The organism is Lishizhenia sp. (assembly GCF_057456495.1).
The window spans coordinates 1-24,943 of record NZ_JBVCPV010000015.1 but is presented as its reverse complement, the minus strand read 5'-3'; the positions used below and the strand labels follow the sequence as shown (position 1 = coordinate 24,943).

Genomic DNA, 24,943 nt, shown 5'->3' with positions numbered 1-24,943 from the left:
TGGTCACTGTAAGAAAGAAACTCCAAAATTATCAAAGTTATACAACCAAAAGTTGAAAGACAGAAATGTAGAAGTATTTGCTGTAGGTAAAGCAACAGGAGAAGATTTTGAAAAATGGAAGGACTTTATTGAAAAGCACGATATGCATTTCATTAACGTTGGTATGTCTCAGAACCTATATGATTCTGTAACAGCTAACCCGTATAATTTCATTCCAAGATACACTACTGTTGAATCATTGAACTACCAAGATACTTACGATATCTATAGTACACCACAAGTATTTGTATTGGATAAAGACAAAAAGATTGTTGCGAAACAACTTTCTATTGCTCAATTAGAAATGTTCATAGACCAGAGTCAAAACAAGGCTGATGCTGAAAAGTTATTTGATGTTGAAGAAGAAAAGAAACGTCTAGAAGAACAGCAAAAGAAAGCTGAAGAAGCACAAAAATAGCAAGAAATAATCATTGAATTTTAAAAACGGATGCTCACTGGGTGTCCGTTTTTTTTTATGATCTATACTTCTTTAATTAAACCCTAGACACTCCTCTGCCCTAGATAGAAATGGATAGCTTTTGAGGCAGGTATTCTGGTATATTTTGGCTTATGTTTTACGACCACCGGAAGTGAAACGGAAGCTTAAATTGACCGTAATTCCTGAAGAAAAACTATGAATGGATAGCTAGATAAGGCAGCCTACTTCTTCATTTCCTTTTCGAAAAATTGCCACAATGCATCATTCGGAACGGGAGCTGTAATGTTGATTCTTTCTTTTGTAGTCGGATGATTGAAAGATAAATTTCTGGCATGTAAACTAATGCTCGCATCTTTATTTGAACGCTTAGCGCCGTACTTCAAATCTCCTTTAATAATACAACCGATATTTGACAATTGCACACGAATTTGATGATGACGTCCTGTTTTCAGCACCAATTCTACCAAATGATATTTATCTGAACTCGCTAGAAGGTTATAGTCTAACTCTGCCCTTTTAGCACCGCTAACTTCTTTGTCGTATACGTAAGATTTGTTTTGCTTTTCGTTCTTTTTTAAGAAATTGATAAGGGTACCTTCTTTTTCCTGTGGCGCTTTTTCTACAATGGCCCAGTAAATCTTCTGTACTTCTCTCCCTTTAAATTGTTGTGATAAACGAGAGAGTCCTTTTGATGTACGCGCCAAAACAAGCGCTCCCGAGGTAGGTCTATCTAAACGATGCACCAATCCGCAAAACACCTCTCCGGGTTTATTGTACTTTTCTTTTAAATAAGCTTTGGTTAAATCTATAAGAGATTTGTCTTTGGTTTTATCGCCCTGAACGAGTTGTCCACTTTGTTTGTTAATTACAATGGTGTGATTGTCTTCGTGTAAAACTTGTTGTTGAAATGTATTGGACATGAATGTAAAAATTACCAGGTACCTAAAAACAAAAAAAGGAATAATTTGTTTCGAAACTATTCCTTTTTTTGCTAAACCATGCTAAAACTATAAAACCCAATGCTTATCTATATAAGCTTTGCTGGGGCAAAAATACACAGTCTTTTTCTTTCCGCAATGACTTTTTGAAACTTTTTTCAAATTATTTTTAGATACACAAGCTAACTCATTGAAAATAAATATTTTAAACACTTTTTAAACTTTCAATTTTATTTCTTTTCTGTACCAATATTTGAATCAACCAGGTAATCAGAAACAAAATTCCCGATACACTCACGATCATTCCTGAGATAGTAACGTCTAATTCAAGCGCCAACAAGGTACCTCCGACAGCTGCCAAAATGGTATACAATACAGATATCCATAACATCTTGCTTAAATTATTGGTTATTAAATAGGCACTTGCTGGAGGAATGGTTAAAAAACCTACGACGAGCACGGCTCCTACCGCTTCAAAGGAAAGGACAGCTGTAATAGACACCAGCATGAGCAAAGCATAATTCCAGGCATTTACGTTGATGCCCAAAGCCTTGGCATAATCTTCATTGAAAGATGTGAGACGTAGGCCTTTCATACCCAATATTACAAATAAGATAATAATCACTAAAACAGGCGTCATGGTTAAAATGGAACGGGTTCCTACAAAGTACCCATCTATAAATATTTTATCGAGGTAAGAACTCGCTATTTCACCAAATAGGACACACTCCTGGTCTATATCTACATTCCCCCCTGTACTCAGGGCTATCATGATTACCCCCAAGGCAAAGAAAAAGGTAAAACTTATACCTATGGCAGCTCCTTCTTGCACGTTCGATCTACGTTGCAAGAATTGGATAAACATAGTAGTGAGTACACCAAATACAGCTGCTCCAATTAAAATGGGAAATGCTGCACGTTCTTCTGTAAAAATAAAGGCCAGTACTATACCTGGTAGTACACTGTGAGATATAGCATCCCCTATCATTACAGATTTTCTTAAGATCAAAAAGCTACCCAGCAAGGAACAAGAACTTCCTATTAATATAGCTGTTAGCATGACCAATAAATTATTCAAATCCATGTTAATAAGGTATTTTACTTTCGTGGGGGTCAGTAGTTGGGTAATCTAACTCTTTCAATAGATCTTTCTCTATTTCTGGTGTAATAATATGTTCCATACTTTCTGCCAACCCGTGAATATGGTCGTCTTTATAATTCATACGCTTGGTTAAGTATAACTCCCACAAACGGTGTAAACGCACTACGCGTTTTGCTTCATCCCAACCCGCTTCGGTTAAGGTATAGACGCTTCCATTGCGATCCACAAACCCTTGATGTTTGAGTTTACTCAAGGTACTCTCTAAAACGCGAGGAATAAAACTTCTCTTTTCTAAAATAACTTGAGTAGTTATCTGTTCTACCCCACGTTCAATTAAATTGTAGAAGGTTTTTAAAACATTTTCTTGATTGATCTTATTGGCATTGTTGCGCTTTTGTTTGAGCTTGGAGAGAATTCCATTCTTAGGTGCAATAAAGATAGATAAGAGGGCAAAAAAAGTAAGGAACACCACAAACCATGGTCCAGTGGGCATATTGACCGCCGTAAATGAAACATAGGCTCCAAATATTCCAGACAAAGCTCCAAATATCCCCGCAATCAACATCAGTCGATGTAGTTTATGAGTCCACAAACGAGCTGTTGCCGCCGGTGTAATTAAAAGGGCCGACATCAAAACAACACCTACCGCTTGAATCCCAACGGCCACAGCAATAACTGTCATGGTAGTTAACAAGAAACGATAGAATCTGACATTATAGCCCAAACTAGCGGCGTAATCTTCATTAAAAGAAATGAGTTTAAACACCTTATAATAGGTAATTACCAATACGATGAGCAACAAACTAATCACCCCAAAAACAGCTAAATCAAAACGCGTAATGTTTGCTGCCTTCCCCAATAGGAAATCATGCAAACCGGTTTGAGATGCGCTTCCAGACTTTTGGATATAAGCTAAAAAAACGGTTCCTAACCCAAAGAAGAAGGTTAAAATAAAGGCTTGCGCTGTATCGGTTTTCAATTTAGTTTTTGCTACAATGGCATCCATTAATATCAAAGCCACCCACCCCGCTAAGATGGCTCCCAGCATAAGATAAATCGGGTTTTTAGAACCTGATAAAACAAAGCCAAAACAAATTCCAGGAAAAATAGCATGCGCTACAACATCCCCTACTAAAGAACGCTTTCTCAAATAGGTGTATGTTCCAACAATAGAGGAACACACTGCTATTAATACAGTTCCCAAAACTACTGTTCGTACCGTAGGATTGGTAAAAGAGAAAAATTCGAGTAAACTATTCATCGCTTTTCAAAACCTTTTTCACGTATTGGAAATTCTTTTTCCTTGATAATGGATTGAATTTTAGAAAGCAGTGTTAACTGTCCACCATAGGCATTACTCAAGTTTTCTTGGGTCAATACTTCAGAGGTTGGACCGCATGCAATTACACGTGTGTTTAACAATACTAAATGATCAAAATAACCAGAAACCGTTTGTAAATCATGGTGAACAATAACGACGGTTTTCCCCTCATCTCTCATGGCTGTAAGCAAATCCAAAATAGCTGTTTCCGTAGTTGCATCCACTCCCACAAAAGGTTCATCCATAAAAAAGATATCAGCTCCTTGTGCTAAAGCCCGAGCGATGAACACTCGTTGTTGCTGTCCTCCAGAAAGTTGCGAAATTTGGCGGTCTTTAAAGGCCGTTAACTTCACCTTTTCGATGGCATTGGCAACAATTTCTTTATCCGTTTGCGTGAGTCTTCTAAACAAACTGTTTTTGCGGTAGCGCCCCATTTCCACTACATCTTGTACACTTGCAGGAAAGTCCCAGTCTACAGATTCTCGTTGCGGAACATACGCTACACGTTGTCTTACCTCATCCAAATCATTTTCAAACACCTTCACATAACCACTTGCAGGTTTTATCAAACCCATAATGGTTTTCAGCAAAGTTGTTTTCCCCGATCCATTCGGACCGATGATTCCTATAATTTTACCTTTAGGTAACTCAAAATCTATATCCCATAACACAGGAACTTTATCGTAAGCTACCGTTAAGTTGTGTGCTTCTAGACTAATCATGACTCAATATTCCATTTGCAATACGCTGGGCATTGGCCTTTAACATTCCGGGATAAGTTCCTTCAGGCTTCCCCGCTTCACCCATAGCATCCGAAAACAATTCTTCTCCAAACACAACGGTATACCCTTGTGCTGCACAATTTTCTTTAACAGATTTCAAAGCTTTACGCGAAACGCTACTCTCTACAAAAATGCATTTCACCTGATGCGTGATAATGTAATCTACCAAATTACTCACCTCTTTAATCCCTGCTTCACTTAAGGTTGAAATACCTTGTAAAGCTCTTACTTCAACGCCAAATCTTCTTCCGAAATAATTGAAAGCATCATGCGAAGTAATTAAAATTCTATCTTCAGCTGGAATACGTTTAATCGTAGTTTCTACAAATGTTTCAGCAGCTTTCACTTCATTTTGGTAGGCTGCAAAATTTTTCATCCACACCTCCTTGTGTTCTGGGTATATCTTCACCATACTATCTATGGTAGCCGAAAGTGCTTCTGTCCACATCTGTGGATCGAACCAAAAGTGAGGATCTACAGCATTGGCAAATTCACTTGCGTTGTGGGCTTTCTTTTCTACAAACTCCCCCAAGGCAATTACCTTCTTTGTACGCGCTAATTTTTCAAACTTATCTACAAACTTCCCCTCTAAATGAAAGCCATTGTAAATAATAACATCTGCCTCATCCAACGCTTTAAGATCACTAGGACGTGCATCGTAGAGGTGAGGATCTACCCCTGGTCCCATCAATACTTTCACTTCGGCAAAACTATCGAGCACATGTGTAAAACAATCTCCTATCATAGAGGTTGTACACACTACTTTGAGCTTACCATCTTTCTTGGATTGATCTTCTATTTTACAAGCTGTCAAAACAGAGAGAATAACTATAAATCCTATAATTCTTTTCATATTAATGTTCTAAGCGTTCCACACAAATTTTTGAAGCTGCAGTTTTTGAAAGGTTGAGTTCTCTTTCTCCTAGACGTATACGCACAGATTCATCAAAGTCGAAAAGGTCTAATACTATTAACTCTGTACCCAACTGAATTTTATTTTGATCGAGGTATTGTAAAAATGACGGATTTCCATCTGCTACACCAATAACCACGGCAACGTCTGAAATTTGCAATTCATTCAATTGAACCATTTTTGTTCTCAACTCCAGATTTCCATCTCTATCAGGAATAGGGTCACCATGTGGATCATACTTTGGAAACTCTAAAAACTCATCCAATTTCTCCGTTAACTTTACAGAACGGATGTGTTCTAATTGTTCAGCTATCACATGTACTTCATCCCATCCAAACCCTAATTTATCTACCAAAAACACTTCCCAAAGTCTGTGTTTGCGGATCACCTTTAGGGCCGATTTTTCTCCTTCGGTTGTTAAAGAGCAACCTTTGTATTTTTTATACTTCACCAGCTTTTTATCGGATAGCTTTTTTACCATATCGGTAATACTACTGGCTTTGGTTTTCATTTTCTCGGCCAACTCATTGGTCGAAACCGTCTCAACCTCCCCTTGTGTGGTGTTGTAAATGGCCTTTAAATAATTCTCTTCACTATGTGATAAACCTTCCATTTAAGAAATTTATTTTACACAAATATAAGCTTATATTTAGACAAGGCTAAAAATAAAGATGGAATTCTGCGTAATGTCTTCTATAGGAGAAAAATCTGGCTTTTTACGACATAAAAAAAGGGTCAAACTTTACAGCTCAACCCTTCTCTATTAACCCTTATCCATACCTAGTGTGGTAATTTGTTTCTCAACGCTCCATATAAAAAGGTTCCGAACACCGCACTAATAATTACAATACCTATGGATGCAACACCTTGCCCTAGTAAGACAAACATTGGTCCTGGACATGCACCTGTCATAGCCCAGCCTAAACCAAACAATGTTCCTCCAATTAAATATCTTGGTATACTTTTATTCTTATCAGAAAAACTGATTTGATCTCCTTTAACCGTCTTTCCTTCTTTCTTTTTAATCAATTGCACAGCAATCATTCCTAAAATAACTGCTGAACCTATTACTCCATACATGTGGAAAGATTCGAAACGGAACATTTCGTAAATACGGTACCACGAAACGATCTCCGCCTTACTCATTACTATTCCAAATATTACTCCTACTGCTAAATAAGCTATTCTCTTCATCTTAAAAATTAAAATTCATTATTAAATTTAAATGGTGATAATTTGTTCTGTTCACCACATTTGCATAATCAGGAATATTACCTCCTGTATGCTTCATCACGTATAAAAAACGTACATCCAAGCCCTCCAAAGCGTGATGGAAATGACGCGTAATGTCAATATTTACCTGATCGTTTGATAACTCCATGTATCGGTTGTGATCGTAATCGTTTTTACTCTCCAAGTGGACGTAAGACATTTTCATATCCCAATTACACAATTCCTTTTTCAAGGTCAACCCAACTGCTGAGGCATCAGACAATCCTTCTAACCAATTCCTAGTTATACTTGTATAAAAAGGATCTACTCCCAATTCTCTCGGAAAGATATACTGTCCGCCTTTTGGAATGTAACTGGCCATGAGGTCTAACTCAAATTCTTTAAACTCCCTACCTACCAAGGCCGAGAACACATGTGTTAGCTCACCACTTTTAAAATACTCTTCATTATAAGTATTCTCTCTTGTTTGTGTACTAAACTGGTTTACATATAAGAATTTTGCTTTATAGTCTTTGGCAAAAGCCTGACTCACCTCTACTTGCGCAGTATTCATCAAATTATCAAAATAGTAATCCCAAAACTTTAGCTGTGTACCCTTATCAAACTTACCTTCGTAGCCAGCAATGGTTAAAAACTTGGTATCTAAATGCCCGTGATAGTGCATTTTATTTCCATGTTCATCAAATCCATTATTATAGATTCCTATAGCTTCGTGTAAATTAAACCACTCTACCGTAGATCTTGGAGTAGCTTTGGAAATATGATAGATGTGAAAAGTATTCTTTTTCTTCACTTTAAAAGAAGAAGACACCCCCGAAAACATTTTCGGTTTCATTCTTCCATCGTGCTTATTAACAATGGGAGATTTCACCTCCATTTTCCCAAACCTCAAGTTCCAAAACTTGTAGTGATAATTAAAATACAACTCCTCTAACCTATCCAACTCATTATAATTTGTCGGATTTTCTAAATCGTATAACTGACGTTCAAATCTGGCACCTGCAAGATCATTAGAAAACACACGGTGAATAAACATCCCTTTTAGTCCCATAGAGAAACCATAAAACTCAGCTGTTTCGTAATGCAAAGAAGCTCCAATTGCTTGTGTAAAGAAATCTCCTGCTATTCCTGCATTTACTGTCATCATGCTATAATCTCTGATCTGACCTTTTAAATGCCCATGGTGGAAAGCTTCTAATATATTGTGTTCTACTTTGGTGGTATCATGTTCGGAAGCCCAAACACTTGCACTCAAAGTACAAACTATTATAAAAACTAATCCTCTCATTACTTACAGTATAAAAGGTAAAATCAAGTGCGTCATGATTAATCCTCCTATAAAGAATCCAACCACTGCAATTAAAGAAGGAAGCTGTAAATTACTCAATCCGGAAATGGCGTGACCCGAAGTACATCCTCCAGCGTAGCGCGTTCCAAAACCAATCAACAAACCTCCTATGATTAAGAAAATCCATCCTTCTACACTACTCAAGGCCTCAGCTCCAAAAATCTCTTTCGGTAAAAAAGTACCTCCTGGATTCTCTACACCTAATTCTTGTAATGCACTTTGTGTTGACTCACTAATGGCAACACTTTCTTGTGGCGTTAAATAGTTTACTGCAATGAAACCTCCAATGGCTCCCCCTACAATAAACAACAAGTTCCAACTTTGCTTTTTCCAATCGAAATTGAAAAAGTCTACCCAACGACCTGCTCCTGCAATAGAACACATAGATCTTAGATTGGCAGACACTCCAAACGACTTTCCTGCATAAATTAATAACAACATAACCCCAGTAATCATGGGTCCGGCCACATACCACGGCCAAGGCTCATAAATCCAACTCATAACAACATTTTTTTTTGATGATGCAAAAATACCGAGGTCAAATTCTTCTATCAGTAACCAAAGTCACACCCAATGATAAAAGTTGGTTTTTTCAGTGATTATTGTCAACTAAATTGCAAGACACAAAAAAAGGATGCCCTAAGACATCCTTCACTAAACACACGTTAAAATAATCAATCTTTTTTCAACCATAAGATCCCAGAAAGCAGTAATAACAACCAGGGTGTTCCATGCATAAATGCGTCAAACCAATCCTGAGGCCCCATACCTACTGCGCCACCGGCTATCCATTTCAACTTTCCCCAAAGGTGGGGTTCTGGAGAAAAGGGTGCCAAGCCCAAAGTTAGCGAAGCCATTAACCACAACTTCCAGTTTTCTTTGATCTTTTTTAGATATTGATTCATACCTAAGGCATTACTGTTTCGTATGGCCAAGCCATCATTCCACCCGCCATATTAATAGCATTCAATCCTTTCGTTTCCATCAACATACATGCTTGTCCAGAACGGTTACCAGATCTACAGTACACGTAGTAATTCTTACTTTTATCTAAACTATCTAAGCCTTGTATAAATGCTGCAGAATCCATGATATTCATTTGAATAGCACCTTCAACAATTCCCTCCATACATTCTCCTGGAGATCTAACATCTATAATCACAGCTTGCTCATCTTTAGCAGCTGCTTCTTTCCATTCGTTTACACTTAAATTTTTCATTCTTTATTTCTTTTTTTTGGAAAATCCACCTTCCCAAGAAACTTGGATCGCTGGCGGGTCTTCCGCTATAGTTTTTAATCTCTTGCTTGTTAAACATCGGCAGTAAAAGAGCTTCTTTCGTCGCCCTATTCCTACCGTGTTTCAACTAAGCAATATTCTTAAAAAGCTGCCACTTCACCCCCTATTTTGAAACTTATCTCGATATATTTTAACCACTTTAATATAAATCGGGGGTAAAGTCAACATGCTTCAATTTTTATAATGTTGATGGACAAACGTAATCAGAAACGTCTACTCCTGCATCTTTAATCGCTGCAAAACCTCCTTGAACATCAACTATATTATGAATCCCTCTAGCTTTCAAGATAGAAGCCGCAATCATAGAACGGTATCCTCCAGCACAGTGAATGTAATGTGTACCTTCTCCGTACTCTGCCAAGTAATCATTTAAATTATCCAATGGCGTATTCTCCGCGTCTAAAACGTGCTCCGATAAATACTCAGAATTCTTTCTCACGTCTTTCACCTTCACATCTCCTTGTTTAAGGATCTCATCAAAAGTTTGAGCGCTAATCCCTTCCACACTATCTGTTGCAAAACCTGCCGCAGACCATGCTTCAACACCACCGTCAACAAAACCTAGAATGTTATCAAATCCTACACGAGATAACCTTGTAATAGTTTCTTCTAGTCTTTCTGGATCTACAACCAACACGATAGGCTGTTTCACATCTTTGATTAAAGCTCCAACCCATGGTGCAAATCCACCATCAATTCCTATAAAGATAGATTTTGGGATGTGTGCTTTACCAAATTCGTTCTGATGTCTAACATCCAACACTAAAGCTCCTGTTGTTTCAACGATATCTTCTAAGTCCTCAACCTTAATAGCAGTTTTACCTCTATTAATAACCTCTTCAACATCTTGGTATCCCTCTTTATTCATTTGAACGTTCAATGGGAAATATGCAGGAGGAGTTGCCAATCCATCTGTAACTTCTTTGATGAATTCCTCTTTGGTCATATCTGCTCTTAACGCGTAATTCGTTTCTTTTTGCTCACCAATTGAACCCACCGTTTCTTTACTCATGTTCTTACCACAAGCTGATCCAGCTCCGTGACCTGGGTACACGATTACATCGTCTGCCAACGTCATGATTTTAGTACGTAAGCTGTCGAATAAAGTACCTGCTAATTCTTCTTGCGTCATAGAAGCTGCTTTCTGCGCCAAATCTGGTCTACCCACATCTCCTAAGAACAATGTATCTCCACTAAACAAAGCGTGGTCTTTTCCATTTTCGTCTATCAATAAGTAACTTACCGACTCCATCGTGTGACCTGGTGTGTGCAACACTTTAATTTTCACATCACCCAATTCAAAGATTTGCTCATCTTCAGCTATGATACAATCGAATTTTGGATTTGCATTTGGTCCGTAGATAATAGGTGCTCCCGTTTTTTCTGATAAAGTAACGTGACCACTTACGAAATCTGCGTGAAAATGCGTTTCAAAAATATACTTGATTTTAGCGTCATTTTTAGCTGCCTCATCGATGTAGTCTTGCACCTCTCTTAAAGGGTCAATAATTGCTACTTCTCCTTTGCTTTCAATGTAGTATGCACCTTGTGCTAAACACCCTGTATAAATCTGCTTAATTTCCATTTTTTTATTTTTTAAAATTTATTTTTTATTTCTTTTTTCTTACAACAAAGATACGATATAGGCCTCTCTGCTACAGCCACTTTTGTTACACAGCAAACACTGTTTCTTTCAAGATAATATAGATTCCCATTACCAATACAAACCATCCGAAAGCCTTCTTCAATTTAGCGCCATCTATGAACTTATTCAAATAAATTCCTAGAAAAATTCCGACTACCGCTAAGGCTGAAAATGAACCAAGGAAGGTCCAATCGATTTCCTGATTCCCCAAATCTCCCAAGAATCCAATGAGAGATTTTACGGCGATAATCATCAGCGAAGTAGCCACTGCTTTTTTCATGGGTAATTTTGCCAGCAACACTAAGGCTGGAATAATTAAGAAACCTCCTCCAGCTCCTACAATTCCAGTTACAACTCCCACAACTGATCCTTCTAACAATATCATAGGGTAGTTATACTTCACTTCTGTTTCTTCAGCACTTTCCTTTCTTCCTTTAATCATAGCAATAGCCGCAGCCAACATGATAATGGCAAAGAATACCATTATAGCTATGTTCTTTGTAATCTCAAACCCTCCTACCGTAAACAAATGTTCTGGAATTGCCGGTATTAAAAATTTTCTTGTTAAGAATACCGCTAGCAATGCTGGGATAGCGAATACTATTCCTGTTCTAAAGTCTACCATTCCTTTTTGAGCATTTCTAACAGCTCCCACCAAGGCAGATAGACCAACAATAAATAAAGAATAAGCCGTAGCTCTTACCGGATCTTCCTCTAAGACATACACCAAAATAGGCACTGTCAAGATGGATCCTCCACCACCGATTAATCCTAATACTAATCCTATTAACAAGGCTCCAACAAAGCCGAAAATTTCCATTAACTCCATGTGTAAAATTTTATTTGAGCACAAAGGTAGAGCCACAATCTTCCTTCTACAGTTACTATTGTTACACAAGTTAATGCAAAAAAAAAGCACCGCTACGGGTGCTTTATTCTTTTAATCTAATCTACTGATTTACTGCGCTATTGAATAAGTCTTTAATTTGCGAATGTGGTAAGTACATGAATTTTCTAGTTCAACAATATATCCATACTCCATCCAAACCTTGCCAACTCCTTTGGTATAATAGGTATTTAAAGCTAGCTCTTGATTACTGCAACCATTAAAGGAACTTCCATCCAAATAAGTGTATTTAGCTTCCACATGTACCGTTTCAAAGGCTCCTGCTTGCGTACTCAAATCTTGGTCTACACTCACCACTCTCACCTCCTCATTTATCAAACCAGAAACCTCTTGAGCACTGTAAACCTCACCTCTTTTCTCTAACGAAAAATTCACCTTACCGTGCTGATCAATTACATAGCCGTTTGAATCCCTTAAATACAAATGAAAATAAGGGTTAAAACTTTGATAGAACACAGCGTACTCTTTCCCCTCTATCATCTCAGTACCCAAACATTTAATGGTGTCTGTTTTGTTTTCAGAAGTTTCAATACCATTCCCGTCTACGGTATAATTATCATATACCCAGTAAGAACCTTCGGTAGTTATTAAATAGTCTTTGGTTGAATTTTCTTTATTTTCATCGACCATCTCCTTCACTTCCTTTTTACAAGAAAACAATACGAGAGATGTTAGGATTAAGGCACTAAGTAATTTCATACTTGTTAAGACAGTTTGAAGCGTAATTTGTTACACCTAAAACTCCAAAACTTTAATTTTATTTCTCAAGAGCTCTATTTTACCTTCCTTTTCGAGCTTTTTCAAGATTCTAGAAATAACCACGCGAGAACTATTAAGGTCATAAGCGATTTCCTGATGAGTAACATTCAGTTCTGTGTCTTTATTGATCATTACCTTATCTCGCAAGTATTTCTCTACACGCTCTGGCATATTTAAGAAAGCCAAACTATCTATAGCCTCCAACATTTCAGTTAAACGAGAATTGTAACTTTCAAACACAAAGTTTCTCCAAGATTTATAAGTTACCACCCATTCGTTCATTTTTTCAACAGGAATCATGATCAACTCCACTTCAGTTTCTGCTGTAGCTCTGATTTCACTTTTCTTTTGTCCCAAACAACATGTCATGGTCATGGCACAAGTATCCCCTTTTTCAATAAAATACAGCAAAAGCTCATCGCCATTGTCGTCTTGACGTGAGATTTTAATTGCCCCCTTTAATAAAAGCGGCATGAACTTGATATGATCACCGAAATCTATAAGCCTTTCGCCTTGCTGAACGTGCTTCACAGCTCCTAAAGCCTTGATTTCATTGATTAATTCTTCTTCGAATAAATAACCGTAGTTTAACTCTAATAAATCTTCCATGTAAACAATTTGAAGGGCGAAAATAAAATTCTAACCCTAAGCCTAATGTAACAATTGTTACGCAAAGAAGGAAAGAATATTCTAGTTCAATTTACCCGCAATGAAACCTGTTGTCCAAGCTGCCTGAAAATTAAACCCTCCTGTGATTCCATCTATATCCAGCACTTCACCTGCAAAATATAAATTAGGATATTTCTTGGTTGCCATGGTTTTGAAATTCACTTCAGAAAGTGATACACCTCCACAGGTAACAAACTCCTCTTTAAAGGTAGTTTTTCCGCTCACCTCGTATCTATCCTGGGTAAGTACCGTAAAGAGTCGGTTTACAGACTTCTTAGATAAGTCAACCCATTTCGTTTCCTCTGAAAAACCAATTTTTTCACATAAGAAATTCCAAATTCTATTGGTAATAGGGAAAGGATTGAATTTATTAAGTCGTTTGTTTCCTGCTTCCTGTATGGCTTTTTTAATCTGACCTCTAACTTCTTCTTCACTCGGGTTATTGAGCCAGTTTACAAGTATGGCAAATTGGTAGTTTTTATCCGCTAAAATCCTCGCTCCCCATGCCGAAAGTTTAAGAACCGCCGGTCCACTCTTCCCCCAATGGGTCACCAATAATGGTCCATCGCCTACCAACTTTGTCCCTTCTACTTTTACGATTGTTTCTTCCACAACACATCCCATCAATTCTCGAATCGGGTTATTGGGCATATTAAACGTAAACAATGAAGGAACGGGTGTTTCTATTTGTAAACCGAGGTCTTGCAACCATTTTAAACCACTCATTTTTGGAGAACCTCCAGTGGTAATAATTACTTTATCAAAACTTACCTCTTCTTCGTCTAAAGACAATACAAAAGTACCCTCCTCTTGCGGCGTAATTTTACGAACACTGCATGATGTTTTTAAAACGACGCCCAACTGTAGGGCTTCATTCATAAAAGTATCTATGATAGTTTGCGAAGAATCTGATTTTGGAAATATACAGTTATCTGGTAAGGTGTAAGTTTCCACACCTCTTGCTCCAAACCAATCCAAGGTATCTTGAACGGCGAATTGCGAAAAGGCTTTTTTTAGTTGATTTTTACCGCGCGGATAATGCTCGGCTAATTTTTTATTATCAAAACAATGGTGGGTTACGTTACAACGTCCCCCACCAGATATCTTAACTTTTGCTAAAAATTTCTTAGATTTTTCAAAGAGTACTACCTCCGCTTCTGGATGGTGCTTTTTCGCACTCAATGCTGAGAAAAAACCAGCGGCTCCACCACCTATTACGGCTACTTTCATTTTACTCTCCAAAGAAAGAATCTACAAAGGCTTGTTTGTTGAAGACTTGTAAATCGTCTATCCCCTCACCTACACCAATGTATTTTACAGGAATTTGCATTTGATCTGAAATTCCGATTACCACACCACCTTTTGCTGTACCATCTAATTTGGTAACGGCCAAGGCATTGATATCCGTTGCTAAAGCAAATTGCTTCGCTTGTTCGTAGGCATTCTGACCTGTTGAACCATCTAAAACCAACAATATTTCGTGCGGAGCTCCAGGAATTACCTTGTCCATCACGCGTTTGATTTTAGATAACTCATTCATCAAGTTCACTTTATTATGCAAACGACCTGCTGTATCAATTATCGCTACATCAGCACCTTGTGCTTTTGCAGATTGTAAGGTATCAAAAGCTACAGATGCTGGATCTGCGTTCATTCCTTGTTGTACAATAGGCACACCTACTCTTTCCGACCAAATGATCAATTGATCAACGGCCGCGGCTCTAAATGTATCTGCCGCACCTAAAACAACCTTTTTACCTTGGTTTTTAAATTGGTTCGCCAACTTTCCAATGGTAGTCGTTTTTCCAACACCATTTACACCCACCACCATAATTACGTGAGGGGCATTATCTGGATGTTGAGGAAACTCAAAGTTATCTGTTACTCCTGTTGTATTTTCTTTCAACAAAGAAGCAATTTCTGCCTTTAAGATACCATTTAGCTCATCTGTACTTACATATTTATCCTTCGCGACACGCTCTTCTATACGCTCAATAATCTTAAGCGTAGTATTCACTCCCACATCAGATGAAATTAGAACCTCTTCTAAATCATCCAATACATCTGCATCAACTTTAGATTTACCAACTACAGTACGCGTTAGTTTAGAAAGAAAGGAAGTTTTACTTTTTTCGAGACCTTCGTCTAACTTTTTCTTTTTCTCTTTCGAGAATAATCCGAATAGTGCCATAGGTATAAAATTACAAAAAGCTTTCCATCACAATGATGAAAAGCTTATACTATTTTCGAGCTTGTCTAAACATTAGTTCTTAGCGAACCAATCTTTAATTCTATCGTTGTGTACAACTTCCTCTTTAAATGTGTAAGAACCTTTTTCAGTCTTCACCATTTTAATCACTTTAGTGTGCTCTTTACCACCACCAGTTTGAAGAGATGCTACTGTTTTCTTTGCCATGGTTCAATTATTTAATTTCTTTATGAATTGTGTACTTCTTCAAGATAGGGTTAAATTTCTTTATCTCTAATCTCTCCGGAGTATTTTTTCTATTCTTAGTTGAGATGTAACGTGAAGTTCCTGGCATTCCAGAATCTTTATGCTCTGTACACTCAAGAATCACTTGAACTCTATTTCCTTTTTTTGCCATCTTTATAATCTTTATAGCCGTTTCTCAACGGGAATGGTTCTACTTTAAAAATCCTTTTTCTCTTGCTTCTTTGATACAAGCAGAAATTCCTTTCTTATTAATATTTCTTAATGCAGAAGTACTAATACGAAGTGTAATGTATTTATCTTCATCCTGAAGATAAAATTTCTTCGTTATTAAATTCGGGTAAAATTTACGTTTTGTTCTACGTTTAGAGTGAGATACATTATTACCCACCATTACTTTTTTTCCCGTTAACTGACAAACTCGTGACATAACTATCGTTGTTTTTCTAATTCTAAAAGCGGGTGCAAAGAAAGTGATAATTTCCTAAACATCACAATTCCTCCACCATTTTTTTTCTTGTGGCGCAAAGATAATACATCTTTTTTAGATAAAAACCTTTTTGCCCGAAATAATTGTCCTTTTTACTTAACAATTCATCGTTGATTTCCACAAAAGTAATCTTATCCTTCTTATTCGGGGTGTTCTGCTAAGACTTTTACACGTAAAGTATTTAGAGCATGTTGCACAGTAATCTGAATATTGCGGCTACGGTTACTTCCCAAGTGTAAACATCTTGTTTGAGTTCCATAAGCACTAGCAATAGCCATCCAAACTGTACCTACGGGCTTCTCCTCGCTTCCACCGTCAGGCCCAGCAATACCAGAAATAGCTATGGCGTAATCCGTTTCCAAAACCTTTCTTCCCCCTTCTGCCATTTCAATAACCGTTTGTTCGCTTACGGCACCATGTTCGGCTAAGGTTTCTTTTTGAACACCCACCATTTTTTGTTTTAAAGCATCCGTGTAGGTAACCAAACTTCCTAAATAATAGGCAGAAGATCCTGCAATGGAAACAAACTTAGCGCTCAAAGCTCCCCCTGTACAACTTTCAACAGCTCCTACTGTTAATCCTTTATTTTGTAATAAATTCCCAACAGCCTCTTCTAATAAAATGTCATCTCTTCCAAATACATGAACGGGTAAACGCTCCTCTATCTCCTTAAATAATTCCTCAATACGTGGTGCATCCTCTACCCCTTTTGGAGAAGTTAACCTCAATTTTACCGTACTCAAACTCGGTAGATATGCCAACCCAAATCCTTCCGCTCTTACTTTATCCTCCCAATCTTCTATTTGTTCTGCTAAGAAAGACTCTCCAATTCCCTGCGTCATTAAAGTTCTATGATAAATGGCAGAAATATTTAACTTCTCTCGCAAACGAGGCATCACTTCCTCTGTCATCAACCCTTTCATTTCATAAGGAACTCCGGGCATAGAGACCAGTATACTATTGTATTTTTCAAACCACATTCCTGAGGCCGTTCCGTGCTTATTGGGCAAAACTGTACATGCTTCTGGCATAGCCGCTTGTTGCACGTTAACGTCTAACATAGGGCGGTTACGTTTCGCAAAAAAGGCTTCTATCCCTTCCAATACCTCCTGGTTAATCTTTAAAGAAGTTTCAAAATATTCACACAACGTATGTTTCGTGATATCATCCTTGGTAGGTCCAAGTCCCCCCGTCATCAAAACCAATTCACTGCGCTGCATGGCAGCATCAACAGCAGCAATAATTTCATCTTTTGTATCAGAGATAGAAGTACTTCTAAAAATTGAAATACCGTTAGTACTCAATAACTGCCCCATCCAGGCTGAATTTGTATCCACGGTTTGACCAATTAATATTTCATCTCCTATCGTAATTATTTCTGCTCGCATCTATGGTATCTTTTTTGAATTGACCCTAAAAATATTTCGTATGTTTGACAAAAACCTATTTATATGAAAAAAAATATTGCAAAAGTTGCCTTATTATCATTAACGCTAGGATTAAGTAGCTGTGATGTTCTAGAACAGGCAGCTCAAACTGCACTGGAAGTTTCTGAAAATGGAGCAACAACTAAACTCACAAATGCAGAAGTTATTTCTGGATTAAAAGAAGCTTTGACCGTAGGAATTTCAAATTCCGTAAACCTTACTTCAGTTACAGATGGTTTTTTAGGAAATGCTGAAATTAAATTGCCATGGCCAGAGAGTGCTTTAGCAATGAAAGAAAAAGCTATTGATTTAGGATTAGATGCACAAGTAAACAAGATTGTTGAAACACTTAACCGTGCAGCAGAAGATGCAAGTGCGGAAGCAAAGCCAATTTTCATCAATGCTATTAAAAACATGAGCATAGAAGATGGTTTTGCAATTTTAAAAGGAGGTGAAGGTGCTGCAACCAACTTCTTAAGAAAAAACACTACAGACCAGTTGGTAGAAGCTTTCTCTCCGAAGGTACAGAACTCAATAGAAGAAGTTCAATTAACCCAGTACTGGGAACCTGTTGCAACGAAGTACAATCAAATCATGAAATTTACGGGAGGCGAGCAAATTACAACAGATTTAAATGCTTACGTTACCGAAAAGGCCATAGATGGTTTATTCATTATGGTTGAAAAAGAAGAGAATAACATTAGACAAGACCCTGCAGCACGTGTTACGGATATTTTGAAAAAAGTATTTGGTAGTCCAGAAGCTCAGAACTAAGAAAAAGCTGATATATAAAAAGACCGACTTTACTCAAGTCGGTCTTTTTTATGGTGAAAATTTTGTTTTACTCTCCCAAATTAGGGTTCATCACTTTGGTTTGATGACGTATTGATTCTTGGTGAAGAGCATCCATAAACTCTCGCACAAAGGCTTCACTTAAATTAAGATCTGTTGCCTTGTGCAAACGAGAAGCGATCATCTTTTTCCAATGCTCTTGTTGTAAGATCGTAATATCGTTATCCCTTTTAAATACGCCGATTTCTTCAGAAATGAGCATACGAGCCGTAAGCAGTTCAAATATTTTATCATCCAAACCACTTATTTTATCACGCATTAAAAGCATTTTGTTTTGTGCATCTTCTGAAATCAATTCTCTTCTTAGGGTTAATTGACTCAACATTTCTCGCAAAGCGATTGGCGTAACTTGTTGTCTAGCATCCGACCAAGCTTTTTCTGGGTTGGGATGTGTTTCTATAATTAATCCCTCAAAGTTCAAGTCCATTGCCTTTTGTGCGATAGGCAACAAATTTTCTCTTTTGCCAGATATATGACTCGGATCACATATTATAGGTATATCCGGTCTTTCTTCTTTCAATGCAATGGGAATCTCCCAATTGGGTTGATTTCTATAACGCGGATTGTTGTATACAGAAAAACCTCTATGAATACCTGCCAAATCCGTTAGTCCTGCTTTCTCCAGGCGTTCAAAAGCACCTATCCATAAATTCAAATCAGGATTAATTGGGTTTTTAACCATAACTGGAATACCTGAACCTTTAAGAGCATCAGCGATTTCTTGCACAGCAAAAGGGTTTACAGTAGTTCTTGCTCCTATCCAAGCAATATCTACCCCTGCTTCTAATATTTTCTCTACGTGCTTGGCATTGGCCATCTCTGTTGTAGACAACAAACCATTTCTTTTTGCAGCTTCTACTAACCAAGGTAAACCTATTTGTCCTACTCCTTCGAAACTATCCGGACGGGTTCGTGGTTTCCATATACCTGCTCTCAATACTTGTGCATGGGTATTTTCTGCAATATCTCTGGCAACATTTTGCATTTGCTCAGCAGACTCTGCGCTACACGGCCCTGCAATTAAAAAGGGTCGGTCTGACCTTTGAATTTTGTGGATTAATTTTTCTTCCATAGAACAGCTCCAAATTTAGAAAAAAGGCTGATGTTAACTTACTTCAACCTTCAATTTAAAAGCTTTAGGTTGTATTTAAGACAAGCTTTCTTCTCTCTTTCTTTGGAAGATATTTCAAAACTGTGGTAATCTAACCTAATATCTATGTTCAGGTAAAAAAAAGCGTTTATCTTTGCAAAAAAATAATGGAATGCAGATCATAAACGGAAAAGAAACAGCGTTAGAAATCAGAAAAGAATTGGCCGAAGCAGTTGCATCTCGCAAGGCAGCTGGCAAGAAAATCCCTCACTTAGCAGCAGTTTTAGTTGGGAACGATGGTGGGTCTATGACTTACGTTGGTGCTAAAGTTAAAGCATGTGAAGAAATTGGTTTTGAAAGCACGTTGATTCGTTTTGAAGATAGCATTACTGAAGAAGAGTTGTTGAACAAGGTAAACGAGTTAAATTTAGACAACGAAATTGACGGTTTTATCGTTCAATTGCCTTTACCAGCACACATCGACGAAAAGAAAATTACTTTGGCGATAGATCCAAAGAAAGACGTTGATGGTTTCCACCCAGAGAATTTAGGGAACATGGTATTGGATTTACCAGGATTCTTACCAGCTACTCCAGCAGGAATCATTGAATTATTGAGAAGATACAACATTGAAACTTCTGGTAAAAACTGTGTGGTTGTAGGTAGAAGTCACATCGTTGGTATGCCGGTAAGTATCATGTTAGGGAGAAATACAAACCCAGGAAACTGTACAGTTACCTTAGCACACTCTAGAACACAAAACTTAGAGGAGTTATGTGCAAGTGCCGACATCTTGATTGCTGCTATTGGAAAACCATTATTCATTAAAGAGAACATGGTTAAAGAAGGAGCTGTAGTTATCGTCGTAGGTACAACGCGTGTTCCTGATGCTTCTAAAAAATCTGGATTTAGATTAAGAGGTGATGTAGATTACGATAATGTAGCTGAAAAATGTTCTTTCATTACTCCAGTACCAGGTGGTGTTGGGCCAATGACTATTGCTTCATTAATGATGAATACATTGAGAGCAATGGAATTGAACGGGAAGTAAAACGAATTCTATTATATATGAAAAGGACCATCTTCGGATGGTCTTTTTTTATTTCTTGTACCTACAAAAAAAGGCTACCCTAAGAGGCAGCCTTTCCTTAAAAAATTCATTGCTTATTATTCAACTTCTTTCAACAAAGCATCCACTACAGGTACATTTCTTTCATAACCGTAGTAAGTACCTTCACCGTTATCTTCCTGAACCTTCATGATCATCTTTTTCGCATTTTCCTTATCGCCATTTGCTGCGTAAGCACGTGCTAAAGTAAAGTTTACGTAACCTCTGTAGTAACCCAATTTTGCTTTTGCTTCATCACTTAATGCTTCCATCAAATTAGCACTCGTAATTGCATATTCTAAAGCTTCAGCTAATTTGTATTCTTGGTTCAATAAAAATTCTGCAGATTGAGCATATGCAGCCCACTTATCCGCTTCTGGAGTTGCATTCATGATGTCTGCAAATTTAGCGTCAAATTGCTCTGTTAATTTCACAGACATATCAAGGTTCACTTGCGTTTTTCCCCAAACAATTTGTAATCGACCTTTTCCATCTACCAATTCGTGGAAACGAATATCCAAGGCTTCTACCTCTTCTTTAACAGACTCTGCCTTTACAGTTGTTTCTAAAACATTCAATTCTTTATCGTAACCGTATGCACCCCATTGTTCAGCATTTTTGTTTAAAATCAATTTCCAATCACCTGATTCTTCTGGGATTAAAAACAAAGCATATTTTCCTGCACTTATTTTTTGTTCTCCTACGTAAAAGCTTGTATTCATTTCAAGACTAGTAGCTTTATTAGCTCCTACACGCCAAATTTTACCATAAGGAACTAATTCTCCGAATAACTTTCTCCCCTTTTTCTTTGGAGAACCGTAGTCTACCTCAATTTTTCCTAAACCAAAAGTAGAACTTTCCGTTTTTCTTGCTGATGGTTTTACACTTAATCCTTCTTGGAACTGTGCAAATGTTAATGAGCTAATAAGCACCATGCTCAATACTAATAATTTCTTCATTTCTTAGATTTTAGAGTTTCAATTGCGGTCAGTTACAATATTTGAAATATTTTAGCTTCCGCAACGTTTACGCATTAAAAATAATCTTTTGAGACATTACATATATATCATTCTTGCATTTCTTTTTACGAATGTTGTTTTGCTTACAAGTTGTAAGAAAAAAGACATTTTAAGTACGGATGGAATAAGTTTTACTACAGATACATTGCTTTTCGACACCATTTTTACAACGGTGGGGTCTACCACTCTAAACTTCAGGATACACAATACCTCAAATCGCCCAGTGAAGGTGGATGAAATAGCCTTAATGGGAGAGGCAAATTCTAACTTTAGAATTAACGTTGATGGTATTAGTGGAGATGTACACACAGATATTACTATTCCTGCCAAAGACAGTATTTACACCTTTGTAGAAGTGACGCTGGACCCTAACAACGGTACAACACCTTTAATTATTGAAGACTCAATACGGTTCTCTGTAAACGGGAATTACAGCTATGTTCTTTTGGCTGCTTGGGGACAAGATGCTTATTTCTACAATAGAGACACTATTTCGGGTGTTTTACCCAACGACAAACCACATGTTGTATACTCCTCGGTACGTGTGGTCGATGGACAAGATTTAACCATCCCAGCTGGAACGGATTTCTACATGCATAAAAACGCCATTTTTTACGTGAGTGAAAGTGCATTAAACATCAATGGAACAGTGGATGATCCCGTAACTTTTCAAGGAGATAGATTAGAGGATTTTTACGATGACGTTGCTGGACAATACTATGGTATTTATTTTGACCACGCCAAAACCTCCACAATCAACCACGCTATCATCAAAAATGGTACGTCAGGTATACACATCTTTGAAACGCACCCATCTAATACAGATTACACTGTTAAATTGTACAATACAGAACTATACAATCATGCAAGTTATGGACTTTTTAATTTTCTAAACGGAACTGTTTACGGTGAAAATGTATCTATTCACAGCAACGGTACATATGCCTATTTTTCTCTTGTAGGTGGAGATTATTATTTTAAACAAAGTAATTTCTTATCCTACGGCGGAAATGCCAGTGTAGCTTTTGCCTTAAGAAATCATTACACGGATGTTGATGCTCAGACTACTTATTACAATGGTGTTAACGAAGGGAAATTTTACAATTGTATTTTAGATGCCACAGGCGACAACTCCTTTGGGTTTGATACAATTAACGACGATAACAATTCAATTAATTTCAATTTTGAATTTGACTATTGTGCCCTAAAAGCGAAAGATGAAATTACAGATGACTCGCGTATTAGTAACATCCTTTGGAATAGGTTTTTAGGTTTTGAGAACCAAAGTGAAAAAGATTTTCATTTAACGGCAGGTAGTCCACTTATTGATGCAGGAAGTACAGATTTCACCCACAGTAACGGAATAGACATCGAAGAAAACCCAAGAACGGGAGTTCCTGACATTGGCGCCTACGAATTCCAATAAAGTAGCATGAAAACGATTACAACGCATTTGCGAAAATTTGACGGAAAACTATGGAGTTTTGTTCTTCCTTTTGCAAAAGAAAATGTGGAGGAATTTCTTACAGATGACCGAAGAGTTTTACTTTATTTTAATGAGATGGACTACATTCATTGTGCGCTTATGCCGGATGGTGTGGGAGATTTTTTCATCAACATCAACAAAGACACTCGCAAGCAATTTAATTTAGAAGAAGACCAAGCCCTTGAGGTAAGCTTAACAAAAGACACTTCTAAATACGGAATGCCCGTTCCTCAAGAATTGGAAGAACTATGGGAAAACGACGCAGTTTTCTATGATTATTTTCATGCGCTTACCCCTGGAAAACAAAGGAACTTGCTACACTTAGTAAATAAAATAAAAAGTAAAACTAAGCGTCAGGAAAAAGCTGTAGTGATTTATCAATATTTGATAGAAGCAAAAGGTAAGCTTGACTTTAAAGAATTGAATGTGGCCTTCAAAAAAGGCATATTATAACACCTTGCATTCTAACCTTCATCTACCCCCAATAAATTCATGACTAGTTTGATTCGTCCTAGGTTGTTTCTCGGCTGCTAAGTACTTATTTTCGTAAAAAAGTTAAACATGACTATAGCCGATTATATAGGGGAGCAAAATGTACAAGACAAAAAGATTTGTGAGAAACTTGCAGCGTTAATCAACAATCATTTACCCGCCACAGAAAGTAAAATCTGGCATGCTCATCCAGTATGGTTTATAGATGAAAACCCTATAGTAGGTATTAGTAAATTAAAGATGGGAATTCGTCTCTTATTTTGGAGCGGACAAAGTTTTGAAAATACTCCCCTCATAGCACAAGGAAAATTTAAAGCTGCAGAACTTACCTTCACGCATGTTCAACAAATTGACGAAGCGATTATCATTGATTGTTTACAACAAGCCAAGGATATACAATGGGATTATAAAAACATTGTAAAGCGAAAGGGTGAACTTCTTCGTTTAAAATAAAAGCAAATACATACAATTGACCTAAGCTGCTGAAAAAAACATGTAATATTACTCCACCACGGATAGCAATGGCAGCTCCCCAATAGCTAGTTTTTTTTTAGTAAGCAAAGCTCTACCCTTACAACCAGCGGAAGTGATTGTAGGGCAAATTGCGACTTAAACTAGCTTTTGGGGACTAAAATGGATAGCCGGACCCCAAGATCACTTGGGGAGGTGGCCAAATTATACCTTTAGAAAATATTAGTCCACGGATAGCGTTATGTACTTGTAACTTTGGAAAGGATAAACGTTATTCAACAGAACCACAAATACTACTTATGAAAACTTTTACTTTACTCCTTCTCTCCTTCTTGTGTTTGAACCTTTCTGCGCAGGATACCATACGCATTACCAAAAGTGACAGTATGCACATTGGTACCGACAACTTCTATTTAAAAGCACTGCAGGAGCATATAAAACTTCATAGCAATTTATACAAAGAGAAAGAAGTTGTTTATGTAAAAAAAGAGGGATTAATAGCTTACTCACTTCCGGACAGTGTTCTGGGAAAGAAAATCATTTTACTTTCAAAAAATGATATTAATAAAACATTGAAAAAATTAAAACAATTCAATTTCATCAACTTTGAAGGGGTGCATATAGGTCATCAAGAAAGCTACTTACACATAAGTGTAACACAGTG

The 24,943-nt window shown here is 37.3% G+C and carries 29 protein-coding genes and 1 pseudogene; 7 read left to right on the top strand and 23 right to left on the bottom strand.

Annotated elements, in window-relative coordinates; genetic code table 11:
- Nucleotides 1-457, top strand: a pseudogene (locus AC22ZQ_RS02215) (redoxin domain-containing protein); the annotation flags it as partial.
- A 242-nt stretch (nt 458-699) separates the two neighbouring features.
- On the opposite strand, the gene AC22ZQ_RS02210 reads toward AC22ZQ_RS02215, so the two are convergent.
- The 21 genes from AC22ZQ_RS02210 to AC22ZQ_RS02110 form a co-directional block, all read right to left on the bottom strand.
- Nucleotides 700-1,398 carry an RluA family pseudouridine synthase gene (locus tag AC22ZQ_RS02210; protein ID WP_318956937.1) on the bottom strand — a complete coding sequence of 233 codons (699 nt, stop codon included), beginning with the start codon at nt 1,396-1,398 and terminating at the stop codon, nt 700-702.
- Between the two features lie 223 nt (nt 1,399-1,621).
- Nucleotides 1,622-2,500 (bottom strand): metal ABC transporter permease, encoded by an 879-nt coding sequence (locus AC22ZQ_RS02205; RefSeq protein WP_318956936.1) that lies wholly within the window; start codon nt 2,498-2,500, stop codon nt 1,622-1,624.
- Between the two features lies 1 nt (nt 2,501).
- Complete coding sequence (locus AC22ZQ_RS02200) at nt 2,502-3,779, bottom strand: metal ABC transporter permease (protein ID WP_318956935.1); 1,278 nt, start codon at nt 3,777-3,779, stop codon at nt 2,502-2,504.
- A complete protein-coding gene (locus tag AC22ZQ_RS02195) occupies nt 3,776-4,561 on the bottom strand; it encodes a metal ABC transporter ATP-binding protein (protein ID WP_318956934.1) in 786 nt (261 codons plus the stop codon). Before AC22ZQ_RS02195 ends, AC22ZQ_RS02200 begins: the two co-directional genes overlap by 4 nt.
- Nucleotides 4,554-5,474 (bottom strand): metal ABC transporter solute-binding protein, Zn/Mn family, encoded by a 921-nt coding sequence (locus AC22ZQ_RS02190; protein ID WP_318956933.1) that lies wholly within the window; start codon nt 5,472-5,474, stop codon nt 4,554-4,556. The genes AC22ZQ_RS02195 and AC22ZQ_RS02190 overlap by 8 nt, the downstream gene beginning before the upstream one ends.
- A 1-nt stretch (nt 5,475) precedes the next feature.
- A complete protein-coding gene (locus AC22ZQ_RS02185) occupies nt 5,476-6,147 on the bottom strand; it encodes a metal-dependent transcriptional regulator (RefSeq protein ID WP_318956932.1) in 672 nt (223 codons plus the stop codon).
- A 167-nt stretch (nt 6,148-6,314) separates the two neighbouring features.
- On the bottom strand, nt 6,315-6,728 hold the full coding sequence (locus AC22ZQ_RS02180; RefSeq protein ID WP_318956931.1) for a YeeE/YedE family protein: 414 nt from the start codon (nt 6,726-6,728) through the stop codon (nt 6,315-6,317).
- Nucleotide 6,729: 1 nt separating this feature from the next.
- Nucleotides 6,730-8,055, bottom strand: a complete 1,326-nt coding sequence (locus AC22ZQ_RS02175; RefSeq protein ID WP_318956930.1) for a hypothetical protein — start codon at nt 8,053-8,055, stop codon at nt 6,730-6,732.
- 3 nt (nt 8,056-8,058) lie between these two features.
- The gene (locus AC22ZQ_RS02170; protein WP_318956929.1) at nt 8,059-8,616 is read right to left on the bottom strand and encodes a YeeE/YedE family protein; all 558 of its coding nucleotides are present in this window, start codon (nt 8,614-8,616) and stop codon (nt 8,059-8,061) included.
- A 173-nt stretch (nt 8,617-8,789) separates the two neighbouring features.
- Entirely contained in the window at nt 8,790-9,020 is a 231-nt protein-coding gene (locus AC22ZQ_RS02165; protein ID WP_318956928.1) for a hypothetical protein, read from the bottom strand.
- Nucleotides 9,021-9,022: 2 nt separating this feature from the next.
- Nucleotides 9,023-9,334 (bottom strand): rhodanese-like domain-containing protein, encoded by a 312-nt coding sequence (locus AC22ZQ_RS02160; RefSeq protein ID WP_318956927.1) that lies wholly within the window; start codon nt 9,332-9,334, stop codon nt 9,023-9,025.
- A 256-nt stretch (nt 9,335-9,590) separates the two neighbouring features.
- The gene (locus tag AC22ZQ_RS02155; RefSeq protein ID WP_318956926.1) at nt 9,591-10,997 is read right to left on the bottom strand and encodes an MBL fold metallo-hydrolase; all 1,407 of its coding nucleotides are present in this window, start codon (nt 10,995-10,997) and stop codon (nt 9,591-9,593) included.
- An 85-nt stretch (nt 10,998-11,082) separates the two neighbouring features.
- Nucleotides 11,083-11,886 (bottom strand): sulfite exporter TauE/SafE family protein, encoded by an 804-nt coding sequence (locus tag AC22ZQ_RS02150; protein WP_318956925.1) that lies wholly within the window; start codon nt 11,884-11,886, stop codon nt 11,083-11,085.
- 129 nt (nt 11,887-12,015) lie between these two features.
- Nucleotides 12,016-12,663, bottom strand: a complete 648-nt coding sequence (locus AC22ZQ_RS02145) for a hypothetical protein (RefSeq protein ID WP_318956924.1) — start codon at nt 12,661-12,663, stop codon at nt 12,016-12,018.
- Nucleotides 12,664-12,699: 36 nt separating this feature from the next.
- Nucleotides 12,700-13,332, bottom strand: coding sequence for a Crp/Fnr family transcriptional regulator (locus AC22ZQ_RS02140; RefSeq protein ID WP_318956923.1), 633 nt, complete (start codon nt 13,330-13,332; stop codon nt 12,700-12,702).
- 81 nt (nt 13,333-13,413) lie between these two features.
- Nucleotides 13,414-14,622 (bottom strand): BaiN/RdsA family NAD(P)/FAD-dependent oxidoreductase, encoded by a 1,209-nt coding sequence (locus AC22ZQ_RS02135; protein WP_318956922.1) that lies wholly within the window; start codon nt 14,620-14,622, stop codon nt 13,414-13,416.
- Nucleotide 14,623: 1 nt separating this feature from the next.
- On the bottom strand, nt 14,624-15,583 hold the full coding sequence (gene ftsY / locus AC22ZQ_RS02130) for a signal recognition particle-docking protein FtsY (protein ID WP_318956921.1): 960 nt from the start codon (nt 15,581-15,583) through the stop codon (nt 14,624-14,626).
- Between the two features lie 72 nt (nt 15,584-15,655).
- Entirely contained in the window at nt 15,656-15,808 is a 153-nt protein-coding gene (locus AC22ZQ_RS02125; RefSeq protein ID WP_318956920.1) for a DUF4295 domain-containing protein, read from the bottom strand.
- Nucleotides 15,809-15,815: 7 nt separating this feature from the next.
- Nucleotides 15,816-15,998, bottom strand: a complete 183-nt coding sequence (gene rpmG, locus AC22ZQ_RS02120; RefSeq protein WP_090247273.1) for a 50S ribosomal protein L33 — start codon at nt 15,996-15,998, stop codon at nt 15,816-15,818.
- A 39-nt stretch (nt 15,999-16,037) separates the two neighbouring features.
- Entirely contained in the window at nt 16,038-16,274 is a 237-nt protein-coding gene (gene rpmB, locus AC22ZQ_RS02115) for a 50S ribosomal protein L28 (protein WP_090247276.1), read from the bottom strand.
- A gap of 200 nt (nt 16,275-16,474) precedes the next feature.
- A complete protein-coding gene (locus AC22ZQ_RS02110; RefSeq protein WP_318956919.1) occupies nt 16,475-17,722 on the bottom strand; it encodes a competence/damage-inducible protein A in 1,248 nt (415 codons plus the stop codon).
- 63 nt (nt 17,723-17,785) lie between these two features.
- Between AC22ZQ_RS02110 and AC22ZQ_RS02105 the strand changes: the two genes are divergently transcribed.
- Nucleotides 17,786-18,535 carry a DUF4197 domain-containing protein gene (locus AC22ZQ_RS02105; protein WP_318956918.1) on the top strand — a complete coding sequence of 250 codons (750 nt, stop codon included), beginning with the start codon at nt 17,786-17,788 and terminating at the stop codon, nt 18,533-18,535.
- A gap of 67 nt (nt 18,536-18,602) precedes the next feature.
- On the opposite strand, the gene AC22ZQ_RS02100 is transcribed toward AC22ZQ_RS02105, so the two are convergent.
- Nucleotides 18,603-19,685: a chorismate mutase gene (locus tag AC22ZQ_RS02100; RefSeq protein WP_318956917.1), complete on the bottom strand. Its 1,083-nt coding sequence runs from the start codon at nt 19,683-19,685 to the stop codon at nt 18,603-18,605.
- Nucleotides 19,686-19,875: 190 nt separating this feature from the next.
- On the opposite strand from AC22ZQ_RS02100, the gene AC22ZQ_RS02095 reads away from it, so the two are divergent.
- Nucleotides 19,876-20,754 (top strand): bifunctional 5,10-methylenetetrahydrofolate dehydrogenase/5,10-methenyltetrahydrofolate cyclohydrolase, encoded by an 879-nt coding sequence (locus tag AC22ZQ_RS02095; protein WP_318956916.1) that lies wholly within the window; start codon nt 19,876-19,878, stop codon nt 20,752-20,754.
- 116 nt (nt 20,755-20,870) lie between these two features.
- Here AC22ZQ_RS02095 and AC22ZQ_RS02090 read toward each other — a convergent pair whose 3' ends face one another.
- Entirely contained in the window at nt 20,871-21,770 is a 900-nt protein-coding gene (locus AC22ZQ_RS02090; RefSeq protein ID WP_318956915.1) for a DUF2911 domain-containing protein, read from the bottom strand.
- 88 nt (nt 21,771-21,858) lie between these two features.
- Here AC22ZQ_RS02090 and AC22ZQ_RS02085 point away from each other — a divergent pair, with 88 nt between their 5' ends.
- From AC22ZQ_RS02085 to AC22ZQ_RS02070, 4 genes are all read left to right on the top strand, one after another.
- Nucleotides 21,859-23,256, top strand: coding sequence for a choice-of-anchor Q domain-containing protein (locus tag AC22ZQ_RS02085; RefSeq protein ID WP_318956914.1), 1,398 nt, complete (start codon nt 21,859-21,861; stop codon nt 23,254-23,256).
- Between the two features lie 6 nt (nt 23,257-23,262).
- Nucleotides 23,263-23,769, top strand: coding sequence for a YdeI/OmpD-associated family protein (locus tag AC22ZQ_RS02080; protein ID WP_318956913.1), 507 nt, complete (start codon nt 23,263-23,265; stop codon nt 23,767-23,769).
- 108 nt (nt 23,770-23,877) lie between these two features.
- Nucleotides 23,878-24,261, top strand: a complete 384-nt coding sequence (locus AC22ZQ_RS02075; RefSeq protein WP_318956912.1) for a DUF1801 domain-containing protein — start codon at nt 23,878-23,880, stop codon at nt 24,259-24,261.
- A gap of 317 nt (nt 24,262-24,578) precedes the next feature.
- The coding region (locus AC22ZQ_RS02070; RefSeq protein ID WP_318956911.1) for a hypothetical protein at nt 24,579-24,943 on the top strand (365 nt) is incomplete at its 3' end.